This window comes from uncultured Eubacterium sp. (assembly GCF_934525195.1).
Classification (GTDB): domain Bacteria; phylum Bacillota; class Clostridia; order Oscillospirales; family Acutalibacteraceae; genus Eubacterium_R.
This window is the reverse complement of the sequence record NZ_CAKSZA010000007.1, coordinates 57,327-82,214: the sequence shown is the minus strand read 5'-3', so window position 1 is coordinate 82,214 and position 24,888 is coordinate 57,327. Positions and strand designations below refer to the sequence as shown.

The following is a 24,888-nucleotide window of genomic DNA, read 5'->3' as shown; positions in this document are numbered from 1 at the left end:
TTGAATTTGACTACACAGAGTGCTATAATTACATTGATAACTTGGGCAAATTATGCCCAATTGCTATTTTGAATTTTTTATATGGAGGGAATTTCCAATGGCAAGAGCTAAAAAAACCATGGATGGTAACAGCGCAGCTGCTCATGTAAGCTATGCGTTTACTGAAGTTGCGGCTATCTATCCTATTACACCTTCTTCACCAATGGCAGAAGAAACAGATGCTATGGCAGCAAAGGGTGTAAAAAATTTATTCGGTCAAACCGTAAAGGTTGCCGAGCTTGAATCTGAAGCAGGTGCGGCAGGTGCTGTTCACGGCTCACTTTCAGCAGGTGCATTGACAACTACTTACACAGCATCACAGGGTCTTCTTTTGATGATCCCAAATATGTACAAGATTGCCGGCGAGCTTATTCCAAGCGTAATTCACGTTTCTGCTCGTTGCGTATCAACTCACGCACTCAACATTTTCGGTGACCACTCAGACGTTATGGCATGCCGTCAAACAGGCTATGCTATGCTTTGCTCGGCAAATGTTCAAGAGGTTATGGACCTTGGTGCGGTTGCTCACCTTGCAACTCTCAAGAGCCGTGTTCCATATCTTCATTTCTTTGACGGTTTCCGTACTTCTCACGAAGTTCAGAAGATTGAAACTTGGGATTATGAAGATCTAAGAGATATGCTTGACCCACAGGATGTTGCAGATTTCAGAGCAAGAGCATTGAATCCGGAACGCCCTGTTCTTCGTGGTTCTGCAGAAAACTCAGATATCTTCTTCCAGCACAGAGAAGCTTGTAACAAGTACTATGCTGATGCTGTTTCTGCAACAGAAGCATATATGGCAAAGGTTAATGAGAAAATCGGCACAAACTATCAACTCTTTAACTACTACGGTGCACCTGACGCAGAGCGTGTAATCATCGCTATGGGTTCAGTTTGTGACACTATCAAAGAAACAGTTGACTTCCTCAACGCAAGAGGCGAAAAGGTTGGTATGGTATGTGTTCACCTTTACAGACCGTTCTCTGCAAAGCACCTCATCGGCGCATTGCCTGAAACTGTAAAGCACATTTCTGTTATCGACAGAACTAAAGAGCCGGGTTCACTCGGCGAACCACTTTATCTTGATGTTGTGGCAGCACTCAAGGATTCAAAGTTTGATTCAGTTCCTGTATACGGCGGTCGTTACGGCTTGGGCTCAAAGGATACTCTTCCTGCTCACATTATCGCTGTATTTGCAAATATGAACGCTCCTGAACCAAAGAAGCAGTTCGTACTTTCAATCGACGATGACGTTACAAATCTTTCATTGCCTATCACAGAAACACCTGACACAACTCCTGCAGGCACAACTTCTTGTAAGTTCTGGGGTCTTGGTTCAGACGGTACAGTAGGTGCTAATAAGGACTCTATCAAGATTATCGGTGACCACACAGATATGTACGCACAGGGTTATTTCTTCTATGACTCAAAGAAGTCAGGCGGTATCACTGTATCTCACCTTCGTTTTGGTTCATCACCAATTACATCAACTTATTTGATTAATAAGGCAAACTTCGTTGCTTGCCACAATCCTTCATACGTAACAAAGTATGATATGGTTCAGGACCTCGTACCGGGCGGTACATTCCTCCTCAACTGTATCTGGACTCCTGAAGAACTCGACAAGGAACTCCCTGCTTCTATGAAGAGATATATTGCAGAGAATGACATCAACCTCTACACAATCAACGGTATCAAGATTGCAGAGGAAGTCGGACTTCCGGGCAGAGCTTCAACAATTCTTCAGTCGGCATTCTTTACAATCAGCGGAATTCTTCCTGTTGATGAAGCAATCGGCTATATGAAAGAAAAGGTTGTTGCAAAGTTCTCAAAGAAGGGCGAAGCTGTTGTAAACGCTAACTGCAACGGTATCGACAGAGGTTCCAAGGAAGTTGTTAAGATTGACGTTCCTGCTTCTTGGAAGGATGCTGTTGACGAAAAGGCAGAAATGCATGTTGCAACAGACAGACCTGAAATGAAGAAGTTTGTTAAGAACATTCTTGACCCTGTCGGCAGACTCCACGGTGACGACCTCCCTGTATCAGCATTTGTTGACAGCGCAGACGGTGTATATCCTCAGGGTTCTGCTGCATTCGAAAAGAGAGGTATCGCTATCTCTGTTCCTGAATGGGATCCGACAAAGTGTGCTCAATGTAACCTTTGTTCAATGGTTTGTCCTCACGCTGTTATCAGACCAATCGTTATGAATGAAGATGAGGCAAAGGCAGCTCCTGAAGGCACAACAATGATTAAACATAAGAGAACAGATTATCAGTATGCACTCATCATTTCTGCTCTCGACTGTACAGGATGTGGCTCTTGTGCAAATGTTTGCCCAACAAAGTCACTCACAATGAAGCCAATCGCTTCACAGCTCCATGTACAAAAGTCTTTCGACGCTCTTGTAGATACTCCTGCAAAGCCTGAAGTACTTACTCCAAATACAATCGGTGTTCAGTTCAGAAAGCCATATCTTGAGTTCTCAGGTGCTTGCGCAGGCTGTGGTGAAACACCTTACGCAAAGCTTGTTACACAGCTTTACGGTGACAAGATGTACATTGCAAACGCAACAGGTTGTTCATCAATCTGGGGTGGTTCTGCTCCATCAACACCATACACAGTTGACAAGAACGGTCACGGTCCTGCTTGGTCAAACTCACTCTTTGAGGATAACGCAGAGTTCGGTTACGGTATGTACCTTGCTCAAAAGCAAATCAGAGAAAGACTTGCAGCAGATGCGGAAGTTCTTTCAAAGGCAGGCGTTAAGGAGGCTGATTCTTGGCTTTCAACATATGAAGACGCTGAAAAGAACGAAGCAGACGCAGCAGCTCTTATCTCGGCTCTTAAGTCAGCAAGCCTTACAGGCGAAGCAGCAGACGCAGCAGCAGATTTCCTCAAGGATGCAGACTATGCAGCTAAGAAGTATCAGTTCATCTTTGGCGGTGACGGCTGGGCATACGATATCGGCTTCGGCGGTCTTGACCATGTTATCGCTTCAAACGAAAATGTAAATATCGTTGTATTCGATACAGAGGTTTACTCAAACACAGGCGGACAGGCTTCAAAGGCAACTCCGACAGGTGCTGTTGCTAAATTCGCAGCATCAGGTAAGGTTGTTAAGAAGAAAGACTTGGCTCAAATCGCTATGTCTTATGGTTATGTATATGTTGCACAGGTTGCTATGGGTGCAAATGCTAACCAGTGCTTGAAGGCATTCCAAGAAGCAGCTGCTTACAACGGTCCATCAATCGTTATCTGCTACGCACCTTGTATCAACCACGGTATCAAGATGCCATTCAACCAGATGGAACAAAAGAAGGCTGTTGCAGCAGGTTATTGGAACCTCTTCCGTTACAATCCTGCTCTCATCGCTGAAGGCAAGAATCCATTTAGCCTTGATTCGAAGGCTCCATCAGCTGACTATGTAGAATTCATCGAGGGTGAAACAAGATATTCTGCTCTTAAGAGATCGTTCCCTGGCAAGGCAGAACAACTCTTTGCTATCGCTGCCGATAATTCTATCGAAAAGTACAATAAGCTTGCAAAGCTTGTTGATTACTATGCTCCTGACGCAGAATAATCGATAATAATTAACAAAAGTGCCCTTTCTTAGGAGAGGGTACTTTTTTCTTGTGTTTTGTCGGGTTTTAATATATAATTAAATAAATATATTTTTTAGGAGTATGAAATGAACAAATTAAAATCGTCATATATCAAAAGAGCGGTTGTTTATCCGTTGTTTGTTCTTGCGGGTTTGATAATAACAGCCACTATTGTTGTGCCGAAATTTATTGCTTCGTTGCCTGTTGCAACCGATAAGGTGCATGCGGTTACGCAGTATAACGTTGAGGACTATGATATGTTCCCGACAAAATATAACAGCTTTTCCGAGTTGAAACATAATCGCTTTGTGGGTTGGCTAAGCTCAGAAGATGCGGCTCTCGGCTGTGCGATTACTTATGATTCTGAGGATGAGAGCACAGAGGTTGCTTCGCTTATAAAAGGTTCAACCGAGCCGTGGAATGACGGCTGCGTAATGATTGTTGGCAAGAATTCCGACGCAGTGTTTAGAAATCTTCACAAGTCAAAGATAGGCAATAAGATTGATGTTGAATTTTATGAAAACAGCACCTATACATATAAAATCAGCAGTGTGGATTATATGATTTCGCGCGATGAAATCAAGAATTTTAAGAAGAAAAATTCGCTTGTGATGTGCTTGCCTTATGTGAATTTTGCAGAAAACGGCAGCTTTTATTATACCGTGTATGTTGCTGATTTGATTGGAGAGCGAGGTGCTGAAAATGAATAAATCTCATAAATCTTCGGCAGGTTTCAGAAAGTTTGTTTGCTATTTTCTTGCTCTTGTTATGGCAGCTTCGGTCACACTTTTCATTTCTGTCGGTATTGCCGCTTCGCTTTTGCGAACAAATACCTTTGTTCAACACAGATATGAAAAATACAACAGCCAAACTCTGAAAACCGTCTATGATGAATTCGGCAAGGTCGCTGAGCAAACGGGAATTCCCAAAAAAGCATACAGCTCGGCGATTACAAGCAAACATATCGAAAGCGTTTTGCACATTGCGTCAAATAATATTGTAAAAGGCTATAAAACCGATTATTCAAATTCAAAGTTTTTGTATAATTATTTGAAAAACTCGGTTTCGGAATATTGTGAAAATAACGACATTTCAGTTACCGATGAACAGCTTAACCGTTTTGTTTGCAATGCCGTGGATGCGTTTAACAATGCCCTCGGTGACGAGAGTACAAACAATATTATTATCATTGCGCTCACTTATACAAATCGTCCGATGATTGCAATGCTTATTTCTGCGATTGTGTTTGTTTTGTGTGTTGTTGCGATTGATTTTATTTCAAGGCGTAGGCATAAAAAGTACGAATACATCGGCGTCAGTTTCATTACAGCCGGCGAGGTTTTGACGGTTTTGCCTTTCTTCGCAATAATAATGAAATATGCAAATGAATTGCATTTTACGGATGTTACCGTGTATAACCTTGCTCTTGCCGACACCCTTAACGATATATTGAAGATTATTATGGCGGTCGGAGTGCTTGTTTTGATTGCAGGTGTGTTGATAGTTGTCAGAAATTATAAGTATTATAAACACAAAACAAAGGATATTAATACCGAAAGAGAAATCGTAGAGGGTATTAAAAAATAAAATAAAATAAATACTGAGCTTTCAGACGGCTCGATTTGTCGGCGACGGAATGGTTTTGTCGGTGAATTGGGCTGTTTGTTTTTTTGTTTGTGCAAATATTGTCGACTTTGACAGAATTAAATTGGAATATGTTGACTGTGAAAAATATTCACAATAAAAACCAAAAAAGTATTGCATTTTACTAATTCTTATGGTAATATGTGGAAGCAACAAAATGTGAATAATATTCACATAATGTTGTAAAAATATTTCAAATGGGAGTAAATGGTAATGAATGAAACAACGAAAATCCTCATAGCCGACGATTCGGAAACTTTCGGCAAAGAATGTCAAATGGAATTGAAAAAATTGGGATTCGAGGCAACACTGACAAAGAAAGACGGAAGAAAGGTTATTGAACTTTTGCAAAGCCAAACTTTTGATGCCGTGATGATGGATGTGTTTTTGAGCGGACTTGACGGAATGGACGTTTTGGATTATATCCGCGAAAATATTAGTAATCCACCTCTTGTGATGGTGTTCTCTGTGGTTGACAGCACCGAGTTTGAACAGCAGATTATTAATGCCGGTGCTGACTATTATTTCATCAAGCCCGTAAATCCGTCATCGGTTGCAAAGAGGGTGCAAAGCCTATCGAATTGGAAGCGTAGTAAGTCGAAGAAAAACGGAATTGTAGAACGAGATATTGAGGTTGTAATTTCGGATATTATGCGTCAAATCGGCGTCCCTGCGCATATCAAGGGCTATCAATATTTGCGCACTGCGATTGATTTGAGCATCAATGATGAAGAAATGCTCGAATCGGTTACAAAGCTTCTTTATCCGACAATAGCAAAGATGTATTCAACAACTTCTTCAAGAGTTGAACGAGCAATCCGACACGCCATTGAGGTTGCTTGGGACAGAGGCGATGTAGAAGTGCTTTCGTCATATTTCGGCTATACAATTCAGTCGAACAGAGGCAAGCCTACAAACAGCGAATTCATTGCTATGATTGCCGACAGAATTAAGCTTTCAATGCACAAAACACAGGCAATTTGATGTTTACATAATATGAAAAATGTTATATAATCACCTTGTACAGAGGTGGTATTATGAGATTTATTATAGTGCGTCACGGCGACCCTGATTATTCAATAGATTCGCTGACTTCAAAGGGATGGAAAGAAGCGGAACTTTTGTCCGAAAGACTTATAAAACTCGATGTGAAAGATTTTTATTGTTCACCGCTCGGCAGAGCAAAGGACACTGCCAAGTCGACACTCAAAAAATTTAACCGCAAAGCTAAAACCCTTGATTGGGCAAGGGAGTTTGAGGGTAAGGTAAAAATAAACGGAGAAACCAAAGGCGCTTGGGACAGACTGCCGAGAGAATGGACAGACAATCCCGCATTTTACAATCCGCAGGATTGGATAAAAACACCGCTTATGCAAAGCGGAAATGTTGAACGAAAATACAAAAAGGTTTGCAAGGGCATTGACAAGCTTCTTGCAGAGCACGGATATGTGCACAACGGCAACGTGTTTGATGTGCAAAATTCAAATCACGACACAATCGTTTTGTTCTGCCATTTTGGTGTGGAATGTGTAATTTTATCGCATATTTTTGGTTGCTCACCTATGGTTTTGTGGCACAATTTTGTTGCACTTCCAACGTCGGTTACAACTTTGATAACCGAGGAAAGAGAGCAGGGCGTGGCGGTTTTCAGAACGCAACAGTTTGGCGATATCAGCCATCTTTATGCAGGCGGAGAAGAACCTGCTTTTGCCGCTCGATTTTGTGAATGTTTTGAGGATGACACAAGACATTGATTTTGTCAATGCAAACAAAATGTATAATCAAAACTGCGGATTGGAACACCCCAATCCGCAGTTTTATTGTTGTGCGTTGTTGACTGCAAAACGTATTTTATGTATAATATATAATAGATTAATTTGCGGAAGTGATAAAATGCTTGATAAAAAAGAATGCACGGCTGAGTGCTGTGACTCGGTTTGTGTTCATCAAAAATTGCTTGAAAAAGTCAGCGCAAAAATGCCTGACGAAACAGAATTGTATGATTTGTCGGAACTTTTTAAGGTCTTTGGCGATTCAACAAGAATAAGAATACTTTTTGTTTTGTTTGAAGAAGAAGTTTGTGTTTGCGATTTGGCTGAACAACTCAATATGACACAATCCGCAATATCTCATCAGTTGAGGATTTTGAAGCAAAACAAGCTTGTCAAAAACAGACGAGATGGCAAGTCGATTTTTTATTCTCTTGCCGACGACCACGTGCGTACGATTATCGCAATGGGTCTTGAACATATTGAAGAAAACGATTAATTTAAGAATTTTAAGTGAGGTGGTAATATGAAAAAGTTTTTTTGTTTGATGTTTGCAATGGCTTTGATTATTACTGCTGTTTTTTCGTTTGAGTCTGTTGTTTTTGCTTCCGATGAAAAAAACGATCTTGGAACAAGGCTCGAAACAAGCGATACTTATTACAAATATGACGGAGCAACCAAAACGCTTTATATAAACGGAACCGGCGACGTTCCTAATTTGTCAAACGATTCTGTGAGCATTCCGTGGAGTAATTGGGATGACGACAGTATAAAAAATGTTGTTGTCAGCGAGGGTATAACTTCTCTTGGAAATTATCTTTTTTACGGAGTGGCGGCAAGCTCGTTTTCGTTGCCGAGAACTCTTAAAAGAATAGGTTCATATACTTTTTCGTACACAGCAATTAAAAATTTGGATATTCCTTATGGTGTTGAGCAAATCGATTATCGTGCGTTTTATTACTGTATGTTTATGGAAAGTGTCCGATTGCCGTCAACTCTCAAAAGGATAGAAACAGAGGCTTTTTATCAGTGCAAAAGAATTAAAAGTTTAACTATTCCGTCCTCTGTTACTTATGTGGGTACGAATGCTTTTTATAATTGTATTGCCCTCAGTGAAGTTTATTTTTCATCAATGACACAAAGCGTGAATTTGTTGCAGGGCGCTTTTATGAATTGCACAAGTTTAAAGCGAGTTGACCTCCCTATGAATATAAAATGCAATATGAGATCGCTTGGATATAATGGGAAGAATGACAAAGCAGAAGGCTTTACATTGGGTGTTTATGAGGATACCCTTGCTCAAAATTACGCAATAGGCAATGGGTTTGATTATGTGCTTCTTGACAGTATTCCGATAAAATGCGGTGTTGAATATAAAAACACTTTTACCAAGGATAACATCAACAGCAGTTTTCACTATACTTTCACGCCTGATAAAACTCAGGTATATGCTGTTTATTCTCTCGGCGAATGCGATACTTACGCAAAACTTTATTGTAACGGGGAACTTATTGCGGAAAATGATGATATAGATGTTAGCATAAACGGATTTGGAATTAAACAAAAACTTGAGGCGGGCAAAACATACGATTTGTATGTTATGTCTGTTAAGATGACGGGTGATTATTCCGTTCGTGTTTATCCTACCGAGGTTAACGGCTTAAATATTTATAACGGTAAAATCAGTTTTTTGGCATCCGATGGAGAAAAATACGGCGACGGCAGAATTTTTAAAATCACCAAGGATATGATTTCCGACTTTATGATTGATGTGAGCTTTGCAGACGGCACGACGGATACACTTTATTATGCCGAATATGTTGCGGGTGAGCGTTTGAAAACACTTGATAATCAAGAGGAAGAACCTTTTGCCTGCGGCGACAATGAGGCAAAACTGTCGCTTGGAAAAATTACTGCCGCTTATACCGTTCACATAGACCATAGCTATGATGAAAAATATATTGAACCGACACCTGATGATGACGGATATACACTTCATACCTGCGTTTTGTGTGGTGAGAGCTTTAAGGATAATTTTGTCGCAACAAATCCGTATATCGTCACCGGAAAATGTGTTATGGCAGAGGATGTTCTTGGCAGTCATCCTCATAATGTGTCATATTCTTATGTTTATATCAATGCTGACGGCAGAAGATATAATGTCAATCCGGATGGCACTTGGGCTGTGAAAACTTTTAAAGATTGTTTTATTACATTTGAAAATTATTATGGCAGAAACATAGTCAAAAAAATTGAGGTTTCAAAAAACGGAAACTATGATTTTGGCACGGTTGCACTTGTGGGATATGACCTCAACGGCGACGGAAGAGTAAATGCAAAAGACTATGCGATTTTCTACAAAGAAAGAAAAGAAGAACTCGGCAATGACTATTGGCAGTTTGGCAACGAGTTTTTGATAAGTTATAAAGAGCATTAGTGCATAATACACACTTATGCTCTTTATAATTCTTTTATATTATAATATATAACTATTGAAAAAGAATTGTTTACAAGGTATAATGTTAGTATTAAAATGGAAAATTATGTCGTTTGTGTTTTCGGCATACGGAAAGGACAGAATGTATATGAAAAAGGTTGCAATTATTATGGGTTCGGACAGCGATTTGCCAATCGTTACTCCGGCAATCAAACAACTTAAAGATTTGGGTATCGAGTCAGAGGTAAGAGTTATGTCTGCTCACCGCACTCCCGAGGCTGCACACGACTTCTCAAAGAATGCCATTGCAAACGGCTTTGGTGTAATCATTGCTGCGGCAGGTATGGCTGCACATTTGGGCGGAGTATTGGCTGCTTCAACAACCCTTCCTGTAATCGGAATTCCGTGCTCGGCAAAGGTTCTTGACGGTATGGACGCAATGCTTGCAACTGTTATGATGCCTCCGGGAATTCCTGTTGCAACAGTCGGCGTAAATGCGGCAAAGAATGCGGCATTGCTTGCAGCAGAAATTTTGGCTGTCGGCGATGATGACCTTATGCAAAAACTTATTGCTATGCGTAAGGATATGGCAAAGCAGGTTGTTGAAAAAGACAAGGCACTTCAAGAAAAAATCAAAGAAATATAAATTATTACAGTAGGGTATAAGGAGAATACATTATGGAAAAAAGCTTTAGCGATAGCTATGCAGCAGCAGGCGTAGACGTAACAGCAGGTTACAAATCGGTAGAACTCATCAAATCACATGTTAAAAGAACAAACATTCCGGGTGTAATCGGCGGTATCGGCGGTTTCGGCGGTATGTTTGAACTTGCGGCTAATGAATACAAAAATCCTGTTCTTGTTTCAGGTACAGACGGTGTAGGAACAAAAATTAAGCTTGCATTCCTTATGGATAAGCACGACACAATCGGTATCGACTGTGTTGCAATGTGCGTAAACGACGTTGCTTGTTCGGGTGCAAAGCCGCTTTTCTTCCTCGATTACATTGCTTGTGGCAAGAACTATCCTGAAAAGATTGAGCAAATCGTTAAGGGCGTTGCAGACGGCTGTGTGCAGTCGGGCTGTGCGCTTGTCGGCGGCGAAACAGCAGAACATCCGGGTATGATGCCTGATGAGGAATACGACCTTGCAGGTTTCACCGTTGGTATCGGCGAAAAAGACAAACTTGTTTCAGGCGAACACCTCAAGGCAGGCGACGCTATCATCGGTGTTGCTTCATCGGGTATTCACTCAAACGGTTTTTCACTTGTTCGCAAGGTGTTCAACATCAACAGCGAAACTATTGCCGTTAAGTATGACGAACTCGGCACAACTCTCGGTGAAACACTCCTCACTCCTACAAGAATTTATGTAAAGCCTCTCCTTACTCTTATGGACAATGTGAGAGTAAACGCTATTTCTCACATCACAGGCGGCGGATTTTATGAGAATGTTCCGAGAATGCTCAACGATAACACTCTTGCCGTTATTGAAAAGGATAAGTGCTTCAAGCTTCCTATCTTTGACCTTATCCAAAAAACAGGCAACATTCCTGAGCACGATATGTACAACACATTCAATATGGGTACAGGTCTTATGCTTGCAGTTGATTCGGACAAGGCTGACGAGGCTGTAAGAATTCTTAACGAAAACGGCGAGCAGGCAAAAATCATCGGCGAAATCAAGGACGGTGAAAAGGGAGTAGAAATATGCTAAACATAGCAGTTTTTGTTTCGGGAGGCGGAACAAATCTTCAGGCTCTTATTGACGCACAGGACAGAGGCGAAATCAAAAACGGAAAAATCACTTTTGTTCTTGCTTCAAATGAAAATGCCTATGCACTTGAGCGTGCAAAAAAAGCGGGTATTGAAAGCACGGTTGTTAATCGAAAAGCATATGATACAAAGGCTGATTATGACAAGGCGGTGCTTGAAGCACTTGACGGCAAAAATATTGACCTTATCGTTCTTGCGGGATTTTTGTCAATCCTCGGCGAAGATTTGGTCAACGAATATAAAAACAGAATTATTAACATTCATCCGAGCCTTATTCCGCTTTTCTGCGGTGACGGTTTTTACGGCAAAAAGGTTCACACGGCGGTTCTCAACAGCGGTGTAAAGGTGACAGGTGCAACTGCTCATTTTGTGAACGAAATCACTGACGGCGGTGCAATCATTTTGCAAAAGGCTGTTCCTGTTGAACAGGGCGACAATGAGGACATTCTTCAGTATCGTGTTATGCGTCAGGCTGAATGGGAGATTTTGCCAAAGGCAGTATCACTTTTCTGCGAAGGCAGAATAAAAATCAACGGAAATAAAACAGAGATTATTTGAGGTTAGATATGAATATAGAATCACTTGCAAAGGAACTTAACACAAATACATATCCGGGACGCGGAATTGTTCTCGGCAAATCAAAGGACGGCAAAAAGGCTGTAATTGCTTATTTCATTATGGGTCGTTCGGTGAATTCACGCAACAGAATTTTTGAAGAAAACGACAGAGGCGGTATTCGTACAAAAGCGTTTGACGAAAGCAAGATGGAAGACCCAAGCCTTATCATCTACAATCCTGTTCTTAAGTTTGAGGACAAAACAATCGTTACAAACGGCGACCAAACAGACACGATTTATGATTGCTTTGCAAATGGCAAGTGCTACATTCACGCACTTCGCACCCGTGAGTTTGAGCCGGACGCACCAAACTATACTCCGAGAATTTCAGGTGTGGTTAAGTCAAACGGCGACTATAATTTGTCAATCCTCAAGTCAAATAACGGCGAGCCACAATGCGTAAGATGTTTCTTTGAATATCCGGCAACAGCAGGTCTTGGTCACTTTATCCACACATATAAGTGTGACGGTGACCCAATCCCATCATTTGAGGGTGAGCCGACCCCTGTTGAAATCGGTGATGAAAATATTGACGATTTCACCAAGATGGTTTGGGATAACCTCAACGAGGACAACAAGGTTTCTCTTTTCACTCGTTATATCGACCTTGAAACAGGCGCAGAGGAAACAAGAATTATCAACAAGAATAAATAAGATTAAGCCTTTTGAGGCACTGCACAGGTCAAATATGATGACTTGTAAATATAATTTGTGATTACAAATTCGGAGGATGTTATGAGAGTTTTGGTAGTAGGTTCGGGCGGTAGAGAACACGCTCTTATCAGAAAAATTAAGGAGTCAAGCAGAGTTGATTATATTGCTTGCTGTCCGGGCAACGGCGGTATTTCGTATGATGCGGAATGTTTTGATGTCGGCGCAACAGATATTGACGGCGTTGTTGAACTTGCAAAGAAAATAAATGCAGATTTTGTGGTTGTTGCTCCCGATGACCCGCTTGTGCTCGGTATGGTTGACGCACTCAACGAGGCAGGCTTTGCAACCTTTGGTCCAAAGGCAAATGCCGCAATCATCGAAGGTTCAAAGGTTTTCTCAAAGGACCTTATGGAAAAGTACAATATTCCTACTGCTGAATACAAAGTGTTCAACGACCCTGCGGATGTAATCGACTATATAAAGGAAAAGAACGAATTTCCTACCGTTATCAAGGCTGACGGTCTTGCACTCGGCAAGGGCGTAATCATTCCTGAAACACTTGATGAAGCAGTTGCAGGCGTAAAGGAAATTATGGAAGATAAGATTTTCGGTGATTCGGGCAACAATGTTGTTGTTGAGGAATTCCTCACAGGTCCTGAAGTTTCGGTTCTTGCATTTACAGACGGCAAGTGCGTAAAGCCTATGGTAACTTCTATGGATCACAAGCGTGCACTTGACGGCGATAAGGGTCTTAACACAGGTGGTATGGGCACTGTTTCTCCAAATCCTTATTATACAGAGGAAATTGCCGAGGAATGTATGGAAAAAATCTTTATTCCGACCATTGAAGCTATGAACAGCGAGGGCAGAACCTTTAAGGGTTGCCTTTACTTCGGCTTGATGCTCACTCCAAAGGGAGCAAAGGTTATTGAATATAACTGTCGTTTCGGCGACCCTGAAACTCAGGTTGTTTTGCCAAGACTTAAAACTGATATTATCGACATTTTTGAGGCTATCAACAACGGCACTCTTGCAGATTTGGACATCGAGTGGGACGAAAGAGCTTGCACTTGTGTAATTATGGCTTCGGGCGGTTATCCGAAATCTTATCCAAAGGGAATTGAAATTGAGGGACTTACCGACGGTCAGCTTGACGGCGTAACCGTTTACCACGCAGGCACAAAGCTTCAAGACGGCAAACTTGTAACCGCAGGAGGCAGAGTTCTCGGCGTTACCGCTCTCGGCAACGACTTGCAGGATGCACTCAACAAATCTTATGAGGCTGTTGAAAAAATCAAGTTTGAAGGCGCTCATTACAGAAAAGATATCGGCGCAAAGGCTCTCAAAGCTTTGCAGTAAATATGAACAAATTGTCAATTTTGTCATAAAATACAAAATGTTATTGACAATTATACAAAACGGAATTATACTAATTCCGTGATATCGATATGCCATAAGTGCGTCACTTGTACGCAAAATTTGATATATTAAGGTATATTATAAAGAGAAATAATATATATTTTGGGGGTTTGATTATGGCAACTGTCAAAAAGAATAATACAAAAAAGATTGTATGGTCGGTTATTGCCGTTATTCTTGCCGTTGCAATTATCGTAACATCGGTAATCATTGGCAAAAACGGCAAAAAAACAGAGGTAACTCTTAACACCATCGCAACCGACACAATCACACAAACAGTTTCGTCAACGGGTACTGTAAGCTCAGGCGTGAAAAAGGAATACAAAGCCGGTTCCGTTGCAACTGTAAAAAAGGTGTATGTTAAGGTTGGCGACAAGGTTAAAAAGGGTGACCAACTCGCCACTTTTGATACAAGCAATCTTGACACTCAGGTTGCAAGCCTTAATTCGGCTTATGCAAGCACAAACGCAGCTTATCACGAGGCTGTTCAGCATCAGGCAGAGGCTGCAAAATCGTTGTCTGCCGTGAACAAGAGCATTGCAAAGGCTGAAAAGAAGCTCAAGAAGCTTGAAAAAGAAGAGGCTAAAAAGACTACTAAAGCAACAACCAAAAAGCCTGCAACCACAACTACCACAACCACAACTACCACAACAACTTATCATTGGGGCGGTTCAAACACAACCACAACAGCCGCAACAACTTCATGTGCTCACGATTTTTCAGACGGCAGATATGCCGATGCAAATTATTCGGGTCACTACAAGGTGTGCAGAAAATGCGGTGCAAAGGTGTTTGAAGAGCATACATTTGGCGGTGTAAAGACTTATGCAAGCGGTAAGGATAAAGAAAACTATCACTATTATAAGTGCACAAAATGTGGTTTTGAAAAGAAAGAAGTTCACGATTTTCCAAGCGGAGTAGGCACTAAATGTAAGTGCGGAGAAACAAAGACTTCAGGCTTTAACGAAACTTCGGCTATGATTGAACTTGCTCTTGAGCAACTTCAGCCTGTATTTGATTCATTGAAGCAACTCGGTGACGCTTCAAAGCAGATTGTCGAGCTTCTTCAAAGTCTTGTAAAAGACCTCAGCAACATTGCAAAAGATGTTGATTCGTTAACTAGATCAATCACAATAGTAGCAAATGCAATTATGTATCAAATTTCTTCAGGCAATTGGAGTGCTGAAAAAATTGCCGATGCTGTCGGCAAGGCTGTAACTGCCGCTATCAAGCAGGGTATGATTGAATTTATTGACAGCGGTGCGGCTGTTCAAATGATTGAAACAGCGGTTAAATCTGTTAATTGGAAAGCAATCGGCAGAGGAATCGCAGAAACTGACAACTTCGGCTTGGCATCTGCTCAGGTTCAACTTGCAGCTCTTTATGCACAAAAAGAGGTCTACACAGTTACTGCCGCTGCATCAACAGTCAATGCTCAAAAGCAGGCTGCATCAGCTGCAAAGAATGCTTATGATGTAACAAAATCTGTAAGAGATGACCTTGCAAAGGGTTGGAAAGCAGAGTTCTCAGGCGTAATCACAACTTGTGATATTGAAGAAGGTGCGCAAACGACAGCACTTTCAACCGGTCTTACTCTTGAAAATATGAAAAAGAGAGTTGTCACAATTTCTCTCGGCGAATATGATGTTCACAAGGTTAAAGAGGGAATGACAGCAACCGTAAAAACAGCATACGGCAAGTATGACGGTGTGGTTGCTTCAATCGCTCCGACTGCAACAGGCGGTTCGCAAGGCTCAATGCTTGACAGCGTAGGTTCAATGGCAGGCATCAGCGGCCTTTCATCACTTACAAATTCAGGTGCGGGTGTTGAATGCAAGGTTGTTGTTGACCATCCGGATGAAAACATCATTGTTGGTTTTGACGCCGATGTTGAAATCGTAACAGGCACATATTCAAATGTTCCTTGCGTTCCTATTGAATCTATTGTTCTTGAAAAAGAGGGTACATATGTTTATCTTTATGACCCTGAGGAAGAAACCGTAACAAAGACAAAGATTGAAACAGGTGCAACTTCTGATACTTCATATGAGATAAAGTCAGGACTCTCAATTGGTGACCAAATCGTTGCAACTCCTCAAACAGATTATGAGGAAGATTCATTCAAGGTAAAAGTTAAAACTAATAAAACTAAATAAGAGGTAATATAGGTGAATATAACAGAAAGCTTAAAAATCGCTGTAAAGTGTATAAAAGCAAACTGGATGCGTTCCGTTCTTACTATGCTTGGAATTATTATCGGTATCACCTCTGTAATTATGATTGTCGGTGCAGGTACAGGCGTGCGTGACTATATCGTCGGACTTATCGAGGATATGGGTTCAAATGCTGTGCTTGTGTCGGTTGATACAACTCAGGCAACCGATAATGACTATATTACACTTGACGATGTAGACAACATAAAAACAAAGGTTTCGGGCGTTGAGCGTTGCTCGCCAATGCTTATGGGTTTTGGTAATGCAACTATTGACGCAACAGCAACCGAAGCAACCGTTATGATGGTTGGTGTAAACAGCGATGTTCAGTTTGCAATGCCAAAGCCTTGCGAATACGGTCGATTTTTTACCGATGAGGAATATTCCGCAAACGCTCCGATTGCCGTTATGGGTGTTGAATCCGCAAAGACAGGTTTTGGATATGAGGATGTAACAGGTCAGAGTTTGACCGTTTCTTCATCAGGTAAATCAATGAAAATCAAGATTTGCGGCGTTGCAAATATCGACTCTATGGTTAACTCGCTCGGTGGCGGAACAAGCATCGGTTCAATGTTCCAGACCAATTCCGACAAACCGATTATTGCATTGTTTATGCCTTGTACAACGCTTACACAGATTACAGGTGCAAGCGCCAACCTCTCCAATGTTTTTGTAATTGCAAAGGAGGGCACGGACTACGATGCTGTCGGCAATGCAACAGTAAACTATTTGAAAGCCGTTCACGGCAATTATTCAAACGGTATGTATACGGCTCAAAATATGGCAACATATATCGAGATTGTTGACATCATTATGAAAGTTCTCACAATTTTCATTGCCGGTGTAGGTGCAATTTCTCTTATTGTTGGCGGTATCGGCGTAATGAACATTATGCTTGTGTCGGTAACGGAGCGAACGAGAGAAATCGGTATCAGAAAATCGCTTGGCGCTAAAACCCGAGTGATTACAATGCAGTTCTTGACAGAATCGGTTATTCTGTGCCTTATCGGTGGATTTATAGGCGTCGTCTTGGGCGTTGCGGGTGCGTTTGCTGCCTGCTCGATTATAGATATAACGCCGAAGATAAGCCTTTGGCTTATTCTCTTGGCACTTCTGTTCTCATCGGGCGTTGGCTTGTTCTTTGGCATTTATCCTGCAAAGAAAGCCGCACAGCTCAGTCCTATTGACGCACTTCGTTCAGAATAAGATAATATATAAAAGGCTTCCGTTTTGGAAGCCTTTTATAGACTGTTGATAAAGCCCCTGAAACACGCCAAAATATTTAACCGATTTGCCTCCTCTTATTTATAAGGGGAGGTGGCAACACGAAGTGTTGACGGTGGGGTTTTAAAAATGCCGTAGGTATCGAACCTACGGCACTTTTGGCGTTTTTCGTTTTTTGCTCAGTCGAGGTATTTATATACATCTTCCTTCGCAAGAAAACGAAATTCAGAACCTTTCTCAACAGCCTACATTTTGCTTTAATTAGTCTAAATAAAAATCGGTACTGATAATTCAGTACCGATTTGATTTATTTTAGGAAGGGGTTTATTAATTATTTCTCTGCGTATTTGTCGTCACCGTTCCAGCTGTACATAGCTCTGATGCCCTTACCTACTTCTTCAAGTTGGTGAGAAGCTTCAAGCTCTCTTGTAGCCTTGAAGTGAGCCCAACCGTTGTTTGCTTCTGTGATGAACTTAGAAGCGAATGTACCGTCTTGGATTTCACGAAGAATTTGCTTCATTTCCTTCTTAGTTTCGTCTGTTACAAGACGCTTACCTGTTTCGTAGTCACCGAACTCGGCAGTATTTGAAATTGAGTATCTCATCTTTGAGAAACCACCTGAATAAATAAGGTCAACGATAAGCTTCATTTCGTGGATACATTCAAAGTAAGCGTTTCTTGGGTCGTAGCCTGCTTCAACGAGTGTTTCAAAGCCTGCTTTCATAAGTGCTGTAACACCACCGCAAAGTACAGCCTGCTCACCAAAGAGGTCAGTTTCTGTTTCGCACTTAAATGTTGTTTCAAGGAGTGCAGCTCTTGCACCGCCGATGCCTGCACCGTAAGCAAGTGCTGTGTCGAGGCAATGACCTGATGCGTCTTGATATACTGCTACGAGGCAAGGAGTACCTTTGCCCTCTTTGTATTCTGATCTTACTGTGTGACCAGGTGCTTTTGGAGCAATCATAAATACATCAACATTTGCAGGTGGAACGATTTGCTTGAAGTGGATGTTGAAACCGTGTGCAAATGCAAGTGCCTTGCCCTCTGTGAGGTATGGAGCGATATCGTTCTTGTAGATTGATGCTTGCTTCTCATCAGGGGTGAGAACCATAATTACATCAGCAGCCTTTACTGCCTCTGCTGTTGTCATAACCTTAAGGCCAAGATCCTCAACATGCTTCCATGACTTTGAACCTTCGTAAAGACCAACGATTACGTTTACGCCGCTTTCGTGAAGGTTAAGTGCGTGAGCGTGACCCTGAGAACCAAAGCCGATGATAGCAACAGTTTTGCCGTCAAGTACGCTCAAATTACAATCTGATTCATAAAACATTCTAGCTTCTGCCATTTTTATTTCCTCCAAAGAAATGTTATTTTTGATTTGTTCAGCGGTCGGACAAGTTGTTCGACAACCGATTGATTTATTTCTTAATTCACATTATATATCGTATGATGTCCTATGTCAATAGGAAATTTTTATTTTTTTCAAAGACCTTCTATTGCGTGCAAAATGTGAAGCCTCATTGCGGTCCTTGCACCCTCTGCGTTGCGTGCCTTTAAGAAGTCCATAATCAGCCTGTCGTCATTGAGGTTGTCACGGTTTACATTCTCATCCTTTTGCATAACAATTACGCCGTTTTTGATTGCGTTGAAGATAATCGGCATAAACTGTTTTACAAAGGCGTTGTGTGTTGCGTTCGCAATACTTTCGTGGAATTTTTGCTCCTCGTATGTTCTGTCCTCGCCTGATTTTATCTTCTGCTCAACAGCTTCGCCGTACTTACAAATAATGGCGATTTCCTCGTCCGTTGCACGCTGAGCCGCATAATAAGCGCAATCCGGCTCAAACATAAGCCTCATTTCAAACAGATCATCAAGTCCGCTGCTGATTTCACCGAGGTCGTTGCTTTCAATCGTTGTGTTTGAAGTGACGAATGTGCCCTTGCCACGCTTGATTTCGAGTATGCCGCCAAGGGTTAAAATTCTGACAGCTTCACGCAGGGTGGAACGGCTGACGCCGAGTTCAGAGGCAAAATCGTTTTCGTTTGGCAATTTGTCGCCGACCGAAAAACGTCCCTCGTCCTCTATCATAGATTTAATTCTGCTTGCTGTGACATCAGATAATTTGCTTGTATTTGACATAGCATCATCTCCTTTATGTATGATAATACCACAAAACAACGGACAAGTCAACAGGTTGTCAGACATCATATTTTTAAATTATTTTTGCAATAGCTATTGTAAATTGTGAACAAATGATATAGAATGTAATTAATTATAAACTATATGTGAGATTAGAAGGTGTAAAAATGAATAAAGCGGTAAAGGTTAGATACTATATCGAATCCCTTTGTATTTACGATTTCAAGCAAGATGAGATTATAAATGCATTGTACGATTTGCTTAATTCTCTTGAGGATGAAACCGTTTTGACAAAGCAGAGCAGATTTTTCAATCTCTTGTCGTCACATCATTCGCTCAGGCACTATGTGTCAAAACTTATTTTGACAGATGACAATGTGTTCACCAAGGCGGCTGCGGGAGGCTTGTGTGATGAACTTGACCCATCTATTCTTGACGGTGTAAAAGCTGATTTGCAAAAACTGGAGGTTATTGCCTCAATTTCGGCAGAAGATATTTACAAGGCAGAGGAGGACAGTGATATTGCTGATGTCCTCAAAACTATGCCAAAGTGGAACCCGAACGGCAGAGCAATGCTTCCGCTCACCGACAATTGGGCAGAACATATAGAGGATTTGAAGTCGTTTCACAGAACGAACGGCTACGGTATGTTTGCAAAGTTTGTTGCGTTTACTTGGAGAAATGAGCAATTTGTTCCGATAACTGCGATTGATTCAATCCGATTGACCGACCTCAAAAATTATGAAGTTCAGCGCGGCAAGGTTGTTGACAACACACTTGCTTTCATTTCCGATTTGCCGGCAAATAATGTTTTACTTTATGGCGACAGAGGCACGGGCAAAAGTTCAACCGTTCACGCAATCCTCAATGAATATAAGGACAGAGGCTTGCGAATGATTGAAATTTCAAAGGGCGACATAAACGATTTAACTATGATTAGGGAAAAGATTTCCGACAGCCCTATGAAATTCATCATCTTTATTGACGATTTGAGTTTTGACAATCACGATGATTCGTTCGGCGAACTCAAGGCGGCGCTTGAGGGTTCACTCTCCGGCAGACAAAACAATACCTTGATATATGCAACGTCAAACAGACGGCATCTCATCAAGGAGAATTTCTCCGACCGAGAGAATGATGTCAACCGTTCCGATACTTTGCAGGAGGAACTCTCACTTTCCGACAGATTCGGTCTTTCAATCACATTCATCAATCCCGATAAAAAAGATTTTGAAGATATCGTTCAAAAAATTGCAACCGACAGAGGACTTACCTCTGATATGGAAAAGATACTTTTCACCGCGGAACAATGGGCAAGGCGCAGGGGAGGTCGTTCTCCGAGATGTGCCCGTCAGTTTATCGATTATGTTGAAAGCTGTGAAAAGCGAAATATCGAATGGTAAAAATTTCATAAATATGAATTAATTAATTGTTAAAAATATTAACTCTTTGTTTACTCAAAATACAAATTGTGAACAAAATCATTTGATATTATGTGTGCAAAGAGAAGAAAGAAAGGAAAAACGATTATGGCTAACAAAATTCTTGTAGTTGACGATGATTTAAACATCTGCGAACTTCTCAAACTTTATCTTGAAAATGACGGATATGTTGTGTTTACGGCAAATGACGGTCAGGAGGCTGTTGAGATGTTCCAAAGCAAAACCCCTGATTTGGTGCTTCTTGATATCATGCTTCCTAAAAAGGACGGCTGGCAGGTTTGCCGTGAAATCAGAAAGACATCATCTGCTCCTATTATTATGCTCACCGCTAAGGGCGAAACTTTTGACAAGGTGCTTGGATTGGAACTTGGCGCAGACGACTATGTTGTAAAACCGTTTGACGCAAAAGAGGTTATGGCAAGAGTAAAGGCAGTTCTCCGCAGAACAACAGGCGAGAGCGAGTCGACAGAGAACGAGAAAAAGATTGTTGTTTATGACAATCTTGAAATCAACATTCAAAATTATGAGATGAAAGTAAAGGGAGTGCCGGTTGACACACCTCCTAAAGAACTTGAACTCATCTATCATTTTGCTTCAAATCCAAACAGAGTTTACACTCGTGACCAACTTCTTGATGAAGTGTGGGGCTTTGACTATTACGGCGACTCACGTACAGTTGACGTTCATGTAAAAAGACTCCGTGAAAAACTTGAGGGTGTATCCGACAAATGGTGCTTAAAGACCGTTTGGGGCGTTGGATATAAATTTGAAACAAAGGACTAAATTGAATTATGGCGTTACGAAAGGGTAAAAGACAAAACCTGTTTACCAAATACTTTTTGCTTTTTGTCACCGTGTTTTTGTTTATGCTTGTGGTGATGGGTATTGTGCTCACCACCATAGTAAACGCATATTCCCTTAGCCAAAAAACAGATCTTTTGACCGAAAACACAAAAAAACTTGCAAACACTATTTCTCAAAATATGATAGTCAACAATATGAACAGCGACTATTCTGCATACAAAGAGAGCGTTTGCGAAAATCTTGCGATGGTTTCGGGTTGTATCGATGCGGATGTTTTTGTTTGTGATGCAGGCGGAAGCATAATTATGTGCAAGGACCAAACAGGACTTAAAGGCTTTGTTTCGGGCGAAACGGTGTGCGAAAATCATAAGAATTTTATAATCGGCGACAAACAGCTTCAGCGTGTGTATGAGGGCGCTTCGGTAGGAAAAGCTATTATCAACGGAGAAACTTATTATGTTGTGGGTTCTGCAATAAAAACATCTTTTGATGCCAATAATTTGAGCGACAACAATCAAATCATCGGCACGGTGTTTGCGGTCACTCCGACAGGCACGCAGGGCGTTGTTTCGCTTGTGCTTAGGTCGTTTTTGATTATTGCTTTGGTTTGTCTCGGCTTTGCGTGCATCGTTTTGTGGCAACTCACAAAGCGCATGGTCACTCCGCTTCAGCAAATGAGTGCGGCGGCAAAGCGATTTGCGGTAGGCGACTTTTCATACAGAGTTAACATCAACACAAACGATGAACTTGCGGATTTGGGCTATGCTTTCAACGAAATGGCAGATGCTCTTGACAAACTCGAAAGTTCAAGGCGGTCGTTTGTTGCAAATGTTTCGCACGAGTTGAAAACCCCGATGACCTCGATTGCAGGCTTCATTGACGGAATACTTGACGGAACAATTCCAAAGGAAAAAGAAGATTATTATCTAAAGATAGTTTCGGATGAGGTAAGACGATTATCACGGCTTGTTGTGGCAATGCTCAATATGAGCAAAATTGAATCGGGCGACTTTGAAATGAAGCCGAAACCGTATAATTTGTCTGACCAAATCATACATATTCTTTTGACCTTTGAACAAAAAATAGAAAAGAAGAATATAGAAATTCGAGGACTTGAAAACTTAGAACCACATCATATCACGGCTGATACGGATATGATTTATCAGGTTATCTACAATCTCTTTGACAACGCTGTTAAGTTTACAAATGACGGCGGATATATTGAGATTAATGTTGCCGATGTCGGCGATAGTGTTCAGGTAAGCATCAAAAACAGCGGTGAGGGCATTGACGCCTCAGAACTTTCTCGTGTGTTTGAAAGATTTTATAAGGTGGACAAATCACGCTCACTTGATGCAAAGGGTGCAGGACTCGGACTTTATATAGTAAAAACAATGGTAGAGATGCACGGCGGCAGAATTTTTGCAAGGTCGGACAGCAAGTCCGAGGCAGAATTTGTGTTTACTTTGCCAAAATCAAAATAAAAGGAGAATCGTTATGGACGAATATAACAAAGATCAAAGTAACGGTGTAAACGGCGGCAACGAAACGCCAAATGGTGAATATCATTTTGTTCCGCCAAGACAAAATCAACAACCGCAAAATCCAAACAATGCAAACTACGGTGCACAGCAGAACAGATATGCTCAGCCGAGAAACGGCGGACAGCAGTATTATCAAAATACCAATCGTTCCAACACAGGCACATATTATAATCCGAACAATCAAAATATGTTCAATCAGCCTAACGCACCAAAGCCACCGAAGAAGCCGAAAAACAAATCGCTCAAGGTTGTCATCATTGTTGCAATAGTTGTTGTTGCGGTGTCAATCTTTGGCATTGTCGCTTCTGTTGTCGGCAACAAATCATATGAAAATTTTAAAGAAAGTACAACTCAAAGCGAATCATCCGACAGCACAAAGGGCGGAGCTTCAATCAGCGATAACAAAGGCGATGTTGCAACCAAAAACAGCGATGGCACATTGACTGTTGCCGGCGTTGCAAAAAAGACTATAAATTCCTGTGTTTTGATTTCCGTGTACAGCGAGCAAAATTCATATTATGATTTTTACAGCTTCGGTTCGGGACAGAGCAGCGATTCAAGTGACCCGACTCTTTCGGGCGAGGGCTCAGGCGTTATTATGAGCGAAAGCAACGGCACAACATATATTATGACCGCTGCCCATGTAATTTCCGATGCCTCAAAATTTAAGGTAACAACAAATGACGGCAAAACCTATGATGCAACTCTTGTCGGATATGACGCTCAAACAGATATCGGCGTGCTTTCAATCAAGGCAAGCGGACTTCAGGTTGCAGAGTTTGCGGACAGCTCAAATATCGTTGTCGGCGAGCAGGCAGTTGTTATCGGTTGCCCGGGCGGCAGCAAGTTTATGAACAGCGTTACAACAGGTATTGTATCTGCTCTTGACCGTCCTGTTTCTTCATCAATCGGTTATGATAACGAATGTATCCAAACAGATGCGGCTATCAATCCGGGTAACTCCGGCGGTGCTCTTTTCAATATGAGCGGTCAGGTTATCGGTATTAACTCATCAAAGATTGCTTCAACCGATTATGAGGGTATGGGCTTTGCAGTTCCAAGTAACACAGCTGTAAAGACTGCAAACAGCCTTATCAAAAACGGCTATGTTGAGGGCAGAGCAAAGCTCGGCATAAGCTACACAGGCATTTCAAATGCTTCAAATGCAAGCGCAATTCTTGCCGCTTTGGAACAAAAGGGCTTCAAGGATGCACAGGGCACAATGATTATCGGCGAAATCGATTCCGAATCAGACCTTGCAAACAAGAATGTAAGACAGTACGATATGATTGTTGCGGTAAACGGAAAAACTATGACTTCAACCGATGTGCTCACAAATGTACTCAGCAAGTCGTCACCGGGCGACACAATCACTCTCACAATCGCAAGAATTGAGAATAATCAAATCAAAACTTTTGATGTAAAGTGTAAACTTATCGAAAGCAAAGGCTAAATAAAAACATTAAACAAATTAAATAATAAGAAAAAGCAGTTCAAACGAACTGCTTTTTGACTTTGTATTAAAACATTTGCCTCCACTTTTAGAAAGGGGAGGTGGCAACA

General features: G+C 41.4%; 20 protein-coding genes. 18 read left to right on the top strand and 2 right to left on the bottom strand.

Annotated features, from left to right (window positions below):
• Nucleotides 1-97 precede the first annotated feature (97 nt).
• From nifJ to Q0E03_RS07845, 14 genes are all read left to right on the top strand, one after another.
• Nucleotides 98-3,619, top strand: coding sequence for a pyruvate:ferredoxin (flavodoxin) oxidoreductase (nifJ, locus tag Q0E03_RS07910; protein WP_297131347.1), 3,522 nt, complete (start codon nucleotides 98-100; stop codon nucleotides 3,617-3,619).
• A 108-nt stretch (nucleotides 3,620-3,727) separates the two neighbouring features.
• On the top strand, nucleotides 3,728-4,351 hold the full coding sequence (locus Q0E03_RS07905; protein WP_297131344.1) for a sortase domain-bontaining protein: 624 nt from the start codon (nucleotides 3,728-3,730) through the stop codon (nucleotides 4,349-4,351).
• A complete protein-coding gene (locus tag Q0E03_RS07900) occupies nucleotides 4,344-5,228 on the top strand; it encodes a hypothetical protein (protein WP_297131341.1) in 885 nt (294 codons plus the stop codon). The genes Q0E03_RS07905 and Q0E03_RS07900 overlap by 8 nt, the downstream gene beginning before the upstream one ends.
• A gap of 270 nt (nucleotides 5,229-5,498) precedes the next feature.
• On the top strand, nucleotides 5,499-6,269 hold the full coding sequence (spo0A, locus tag Q0E03_RS07895; protein WP_297131338.1) for a sporulation transcription factor Spo0A: 771 nt from the start codon (nucleotides 5,499-5,501) through the stop codon (nucleotides 6,267-6,269).
• 53 nt (nucleotides 6,270-6,322) lie between these two features.
• Nucleotides 6,323-7,039: a histidine phosphatase family protein gene (locus tag Q0E03_RS07890; RefSeq protein WP_297131335.1), complete on the top strand. Its 717-nt coding sequence runs from the start codon at nucleotides 6,323-6,325 to the stop codon at nucleotides 7,037-7,039.
• A 139-nt stretch (nucleotides 7,040-7,178) separates the two neighbouring features.
• Nucleotides 7,179-7,553 carry a helix-turn-helix transcriptional regulator gene (locus tag Q0E03_RS07885; protein WP_297131332.1) on the top strand — a complete coding sequence of 125 codons (375 nt, stop codon included), beginning with the start codon at nucleotides 7,179-7,181 and terminating at the stop codon, nucleotides 7,551-7,553.
• Nucleotides 7,554-7,580: 27 nt separating this feature from the next.
• A complete protein-coding gene (locus Q0E03_RS07880; protein WP_297131330.1) occupies nucleotides 7,581-9,491 on the top strand; it encodes a leucine-rich repeat domain-containing protein in 1,911 nt (636 codons plus the stop codon).
• Between the two features lie 148 nt (nucleotides 9,492-9,639).
• A complete protein-coding gene (gene purE, locus Q0E03_RS07875; RefSeq protein WP_297131445.1) occupies nucleotides 9,640-10,137 on the top strand; it encodes a 5-(carboxyamino)imidazole ribonucleotide mutase in 498 nt (165 codons plus the stop codon).
• Nucleotides 10,138-10,169: 32 nt separating this feature from the next.
• Nucleotides 10,170-11,207 (top strand): phosphoribosylformylglycinamidine cyclo-ligase, encoded by a 1,038-nt coding sequence (purM, locus tag Q0E03_RS07870; protein WP_297131327.1) that lies wholly within the window; start codon nucleotides 10,170-10,172, stop codon nucleotides 11,205-11,207.
• Complete coding sequence (gene purN, locus Q0E03_RS07865) at nucleotides 11,201-11,824, top strand: phosphoribosylglycinamide formyltransferase (RefSeq protein WP_273430759.1); 624 nt, start codon at nucleotides 11,201-11,203, stop codon at nucleotides 11,822-11,824. Before purM ends, purN begins: the two co-directional genes overlap by 7 nt.
• Before the next feature lie 8 nt (nucleotides 11,825-11,832).
• Entirely contained in the window at nucleotides 11,833-12,537 is a 705-nt protein-coding gene (locus tag Q0E03_RS07860) for an IMP cyclohydrolase (RefSeq protein ID WP_297131319.1), read from the top strand.
• Between the two features lie 81 nt (nucleotides 12,538-12,618).
• Nucleotides 12,619-13,896, top strand: coding sequence for a phosphoribosylamine--glycine ligase (purD, locus tag Q0E03_RS07855; RefSeq protein WP_297131316.1), 1,278 nt, complete (start codon nucleotides 12,619-12,621; stop codon nucleotides 13,894-13,896).
• A gap of 176 nt (nucleotides 13,897-14,072) precedes the next feature.
• On the top strand, nucleotides 14,073-16,112 hold the full coding sequence (locus Q0E03_RS07850) for a biotin/lipoyl-binding protein (RefSeq protein WP_297131314.1): 2,040 nt from the start codon (nucleotides 14,073-14,075) through the stop codon (nucleotides 16,110-16,112).
• A 12-nt stretch (nucleotides 16,113-16,124) separates the two neighbouring features.
• Complete coding sequence (locus Q0E03_RS07845) at nucleotides 16,125-17,375, top strand: ABC transporter permease (RefSeq protein ID WP_297131311.1); 1,251 nt, start codon at nucleotides 16,125-16,127, stop codon at nucleotides 17,373-17,375.
• Between the two features lie 349 nt (nucleotides 17,376-17,724).
• Here Q0E03_RS07845 and ilvC read toward each other — a convergent pair whose 3' ends face one another.
• Both ilvC and Q0E03_RS07835 read right to left on the bottom strand, forming a co-directional pair.
• Nucleotides 17,725-18,741, bottom strand: a complete 1,017-nt coding sequence (gene ilvC / locus Q0E03_RS07840) for a ketol-acid reductoisomerase (RefSeq protein WP_294836589.1) — start codon at nucleotides 18,739-18,741, stop codon at nucleotides 17,725-17,727.
• A gap of 137 nt (nucleotides 18,742-18,878) precedes the next feature.
• A complete protein-coding gene (locus tag Q0E03_RS07835) occupies nucleotides 18,879-19,535 on the bottom strand; it encodes a FadR/GntR family transcriptional regulator (RefSeq protein WP_294836587.1) in 657 nt (218 codons plus the stop codon).
• A 167-nt stretch (nucleotides 19,536-19,702) separates the two neighbouring features.
• Here Q0E03_RS07835 and Q0E03_RS07830 point away from each other — a divergent pair, with 167 nt between their 5' ends.
• The 4 genes from Q0E03_RS07830 to Q0E03_RS07815 all read left to right on the top strand — a co-directional run bounded on the left by Q0E03_RS07830 (nucleotide 19,703) and on the right by Q0E03_RS07815 (nucleotide 24,778).
• Entirely contained in the window at nucleotides 19,703-20,938 is a 1,236-nt protein-coding gene (locus Q0E03_RS07830) for an ATP-binding protein (RefSeq protein WP_297131306.1), read from the top strand.
• Between the two features lie 126 nt (nucleotides 20,939-21,064).
• Nucleotides 21,065-21,760 (top strand): response regulator transcription factor, encoded by a 696-nt coding sequence (locus tag Q0E03_RS07825; RefSeq protein WP_297131303.1) that lies wholly within the window; start codon nucleotides 21,065-21,067, stop codon nucleotides 21,758-21,760.
• Between the two features lie 8 nt (nucleotides 21,761-21,768).
• On the top strand, nucleotides 21,769-23,265 hold the full coding sequence (locus Q0E03_RS07820; RefSeq protein WP_297131301.1) for a HAMP domain-containing sensor histidine kinase: 1,497 nt from the start codon (nucleotides 21,769-21,771) through the stop codon (nucleotides 23,263-23,265).
• A gap of 13 nt (nucleotides 23,266-23,278) precedes the next feature.
• Nucleotides 23,279-24,778 (top strand): S1C family serine protease, encoded by a 1,500-nt coding sequence (locus tag Q0E03_RS07815; protein WP_297131298.1) that lies wholly within the window; start codon nucleotides 23,279-23,281, stop codon nucleotides 24,776-24,778.
• Nucleotides 24,779-24,888 lie beyond the last annotated feature (110 nt).

What these genes read in the sequence shown, in the direction of transcription:
- purE (WP_297131445.1), top strand. Translation starts at nt 9,640, where the DNA reads ATGAAAAAGGTTGCAATTATTATGGGTTCGGACAGCGATTTGCCAATC.
- purD (WP_297131316.1), top strand. Translation starts at nt 12,619, where the DNA reads ATGAGAGTTTTGGTAGTAGGTTCGGGCGGTAGAGAACACGCTCTTATC.
- purN (WP_273430759.1), top strand. Translation starts at nt 11,201, where the DNA reads ATGCTAAACATAGCAGTTTTTGTTTCGGGAGGCGGAACAAATCTTCAG.
- ilvC (WP_294836589.1), bottom strand. Translation starts at nt 18,741, where the DNA reads ATGGCAGAAGCTAGAATGTTTTATGAATCAGATTGTAATTTGAGCGTA.
- nifJ (WP_297131347.1), top strand. Translation starts at nt 98, where the DNA reads ATGGCAAGAGCTAAAAAAACCATGGATGGTAACAGCGCAGCTGCTCAT.
- Q0E03_RS07850 (WP_297131314.1), top strand. Translation starts at nt 14,073, where the DNA reads ATGGCAACTGTCAAAAAGAATAATACAAAAAAGATTGTATGGTCGGTT.
- Q0E03_RS07860 (WP_297131319.1), top strand. Translation starts at nt 11,833, where the DNA reads ATGAATATAGAATCACTTGCAAAGGAACTTAACACAAATACATATCCG.
- spo0A (WP_297131338.1), top strand. Translation starts at nt 5,499, where the DNA reads ATGAATGAAACAACGAAAATCCTCATAGCCGACGATTCGGAAACTTTC.
- Q0E03_RS07890 (WP_297131335.1), top strand. Translation starts at nt 6,323, where the DNA reads ATGAGATTTATTATAGTGCGTCACGGCGACCCTGATTATTCAATAGAT.
- purM (WP_297131327.1), top strand. Translation starts at nt 10,170, where the DNA reads ATGGAAAAAAGCTTTAGCGATAGCTATGCAGCAGCAGGCGTAGACGTA.
- Q0E03_RS07905 (WP_297131344.1), top strand. Translation starts at nt 3,728, where the DNA reads ATGAACAAATTAAAATCGTCATATATCAAAAGAGCGGTTGTTTATCCG.
- Q0E03_RS07835 (WP_294836587.1), bottom strand. Translation starts at nt 19,535, where the DNA reads ATGTCAAATACAAGCAAATTATCTGATGTCACAGCAAGCAGAATTAAA.
- Q0E03_RS07830 (WP_297131306.1), top strand. Translation starts at nt 19,703, where the DNA reads ATGAATAAAGCGGTAAAGGTTAGATACTATATCGAATCCCTTTGTATT.
- Q0E03_RS07880 (WP_297131330.1), top strand. Translation starts at nt 7,581, where the DNA reads ATGAAAAAGTTTTTTTGTTTGATGTTTGCAATGGCTTTGATTATTACT.
- Q0E03_RS07825 (WP_297131303.1), top strand. Translation starts at nt 21,065, where the DNA reads ATGGCTAACAAAATTCTTGTAGTTGACGATGATTTAAACATCTGCGAA.
- Q0E03_RS07820 (WP_297131301.1), top strand. Translation starts at nt 21,769, where the DNA reads ATGGCGTTACGAAAGGGTAAAAGACAAAACCTGTTTACCAAATACTTT.
- Q0E03_RS07900 (WP_297131341.1), top strand. Translation starts at nt 4,344, where the DNA reads ATGAATAAATCTCATAAATCTTCGGCAGGTTTCAGAAAGTTTGTTTGC.
- Q0E03_RS07885 (WP_297131332.1), top strand. Translation starts at nt 7,179, where the DNA reads ATGCTTGATAAAAAAGAATGCACGGCTGAGTGCTGTGACTCGGTTTGT.
- Q0E03_RS07815 (WP_297131298.1), top strand. Translation starts at nt 23,279, where the DNA reads ATGGACGAATATAACAAAGATCAAAGTAACGGTGTAAACGGCGGCAAC.